This is a genomic window from Xenorhabdus griffiniae, assembly GCF_001028135.1.
Taxonomy (GTDB): domain Bacteria; phylum Pseudomonadota; class Gammaproteobacteria; order Enterobacterales; family Enterobacteriaceae; genus Xenorhabdus; species Xenorhabdus bakwenae.
Genome location: NZ_LDNM01000166.1, coordinates 1 through 2,507, shown reverse-complemented (window position 1 = coordinate 2,507; position 2,507 = coordinate 1). Strand labels below are relative to the sequence as shown.

The window sequence follows — 2,507 nt, the reverse complement described above, 5'->3', positions numbered from 1 at the left end:
GATGATTATCGTGCACAGGTTTTCTTTGGCTGAGGATTAATCAAAGTATGCTCGCGCCCTGGCCCTGACCGTGCCATTATCACCACGGAGGCGAATATACGCCATGATAGAGTCTGACATCCAAGCCGATTTAGCCCAGTTAACCGGATTACCGGTCTATCCGCTGATGCTACCCTCGACCGCACTGGAGGGCGTCACCTCACCAGCGTATCAGCGATCCCCGGTTCAATACCGGACTGGCAGCCACTCAATTGATAGAAGCGCGATTTCAAATCAGCCTTATCCTGACTGACTATGCCAGGGCACTTGAGTTGGAAGCCAAAATCCGCTCAGCATGGGAATCGGTACAACATGGCTATATCGGTCGTTATCCCGTCCAGACGATTTCACGCGGTGTGTTGCACCAAGACGCGGAAGAACTGACGGAAAACCGTAAGCGCTACCGAATTACCCGTGACTTTATCATCACCTTTGCGGAGGTGCCTGATGATTTTCCCATGCCCGGACGTCCGCCCAGCAAAATCAGGTCAGTCGGGTTAAATCCCCCTGTCAACTCGTCCAGCGGTTCAATTCCTGTCAGGATCATGCCTGTCTTGCCCTGATTGCGAGCCTCGAGTGTTTCGACATATCCATCCAGCAATGTGCCTATAACAACGGGCTGTAAGCTGCTGTCACTCCGGGATAATCCATTAAACTGGGACGCAAAAGCCTCAATCAGGGCTTCAGCTTGCGTGTGATTGCCGCAGGCCTGAATCGCTTTCTGGTAACGGTTAATCAGATCAGTGACCTGACGTACCCGCCAGTAGCGTATGACTTTTTCAGCATAACCTTTTAAATTGGCCTGCCAGACCGGAGTCTTGGCCAGTTCCAGCAAGTTAGCCAGAATGCCGCGTTCTTCGCCCATCGCATCCGCAATGAAAAAGGGATCGATAATGGCGCTGCTCAGGGCCTGCTTTTTAATTTCTCCGTACACTCGCCGCAGATGAATGGAGCTGAACGCATCATCCGGCAAAATTGCCAGTACATCGTAGGCATCCGGTGTCGCCCCGCCTGACAACAAGCCACTGATGACCGCTGTTTCCAAATCATATTCATTCATACTGTTTCCCTTCTGTAGCTTTCCCAGTCAAAGGCCAATACCGTGCCACCCTGAAGTAATCTGTCCAGCGTCCGGTCACCCAAAAACTGGGCTAGCTCAGTCACGGGCAAATTACTGATCAGGATGGTGGGCAGCAGGTCTTCATAGCGATTATTCAGCACCTCAAACAGAATATGGCGTTCAGACTCCGTACCGTACTGCACGCCGATTTCGTCAATCACCAGCAAATCCAGCTCGCTGTAAAATTTCAGGGTGTCAAATTCGCTCATTTCCCCTTCGCTATTCCACGAACGACGAAAAGCTCGGATGATGCGTGATGCGGTGGTGATAAAAACGGCTTCATCACCCCCTAAGGCAATCTCGCGGCAGAGGGCGACAGCAAGGTGGGTTTTTCCTGTTCCCTGGCGTCCACACAGGATCATGCCTTCCCCTGCCCTCTTGCGTTCCTCCCATGTTTGGACGTAACCTTGACAGGTTTTCAGATTGTTTTCTGCCATCAGGCTCTGCGGCTGGTAGGTAGCAAAGCTGGCCTGCGCAAAACGGGGAACGATTTTCAATATGCCGAAATCAGGTGTTTCCATCGCGTCTTCTGCTCCTTAAAGATTTTTTGTCCAGTTTGCGCCGTGTGATTCATAACGCTTGTGCTCAAATCCGGTATGGGTGTTAGCTTGTGGCTGCCGCCCGGATTGCGGTTTGTCAGGAAATAATCCTTGCCAGCTGTTAGCAATGGAGGTGCAAATCACCGAGTCAGGATTGATGCATCCCGCTAATTGCTTAGCCTGTTGCCGGCAACTGGTTTCTGTCAGCGGTTTCCTGATTTCCTGCCTGAACTTCACCCAGTCCGCCCACGTTTCGGCACTGACGTTTTCTGGCTTAGCAGTCAATGGATCGAATTTGGCTTTTTTTCCCTGCCCAGCCCCGTGAGGGGTAAGGGGTGTATTAGGTTCTTTGACTGATTCCTTGACGGGTTCAAAAGAGTGACTGGTTCTGGTGCCATCTGGTCAGCCCAAAACACACAGAGCCTGTTCCTTGCTATAATTTAGAACCCATTGTCAATTACGGTTATGCGCTCTATAAGAGAAAAGGACGATATATGTATTTAGTTGATATTATCCCTCATTAAGATAGAAACGAAAATGCTGTCGGTCATCGAAAATCGTCATACCACAGACTAATAAAACAAAAGCCCTCAATTTTTATAAGTATAAAAATTTAATTACAGCGCCTGCGCCGGGGAATATTTCAATATAAATGGAGAACGGTTATGCACAAGAAGAGAATATGGGAGATATATTACATGGTAACTGCAAAGCTGCATTGAAAATGCATTTAAATAATACATAGATTAACGCGATGCTCGACTTTAACATCCTATAACGTTGGCTTGTTGAAGCCAGTCGCGCTGACT

General features: G+C 49.2%; 4 protein-coding genes. 1 reads left to right on the top strand and 3 read right to left on the bottom strand.

Translation table 11 applies throughout. The features are described from left to right. Positions 1–103: 103 nt before the first annotated feature. Positions 104–292: a hypothetical protein gene (locus AAY47_RS22995; protein ID WP_235428421.1), complete on the top strand. Its 189-nt coding sequence runs from the start codon at positions 104–106 to the stop codon at positions 290–292. Positions 293–439: 147 nt separating this feature from the next. On the opposite strand, the gene AAY47_RS19245 is transcribed toward AAY47_RS22995, so the two are convergent. Genes AAY47_RS19245 through AAY47_RS22495 form a run of 3 tightly spaced genes read right to left on the bottom strand, consistent with a single transcriptional unit; the run spans position 440 to position 1,935 of the window. After that, the gene (locus AAY47_RS19245; RefSeq protein ID WP_053014361.1) at positions 440–1,099 is read right to left on the bottom strand and encodes a DnaB-like helicase N-terminal domain-containing protein; all 660 of its coding nucleotides are present in this window, start codon (positions 1,097–1,099) and stop codon (positions 440–442) included. Then, on the bottom strand, positions 1,096–1,680 hold the full coding sequence (locus AAY47_RS19240) for an ATP-binding protein (RefSeq protein ID WP_047771951.1): 585 nt from the start codon (positions 1,678–1,680) through the stop codon (positions 1,096–1,098). Before AAY47_RS19240 ends, AAY47_RS19245 begins: the two co-directional genes overlap by 4 nt. Before the next feature lie 15 nt (positions 1,681–1,695). After that, positions 1,696–1,935: a hypothetical protein gene (locus AAY47_RS22495; RefSeq protein ID WP_200897815.1), complete on the bottom strand. Its 240-nt coding sequence runs from the start codon at positions 1,933–1,935 to the stop codon at positions 1,696–1,698. Positions 1,936–2,507 lie beyond the last annotated feature (572 nt).

Bases quoted from the DNA above. Each gene is read 5' to 3' on its own strand.
- AAY47_RS19240 (WP_047771951.1), bottom strand. From the start codon at position 1,680: ATGGAAACACCTGATTTCGGCATATTGAAAATCGTTCCCCGTTTTGCG.
- AAY47_RS22995 (WP_235428421.1), top strand. From the start codon at position 104: ATGATAGAGTCTGACATCCAAGCCGATTTAGCCCAGTTAACCGGATTA.
- AAY47_RS19245 (WP_053014361.1), bottom strand. From the start codon at position 1,099: ATGAATGAATATGATTTGGAAACAGCGGTCATCAGTGGCTTGTTGTCA.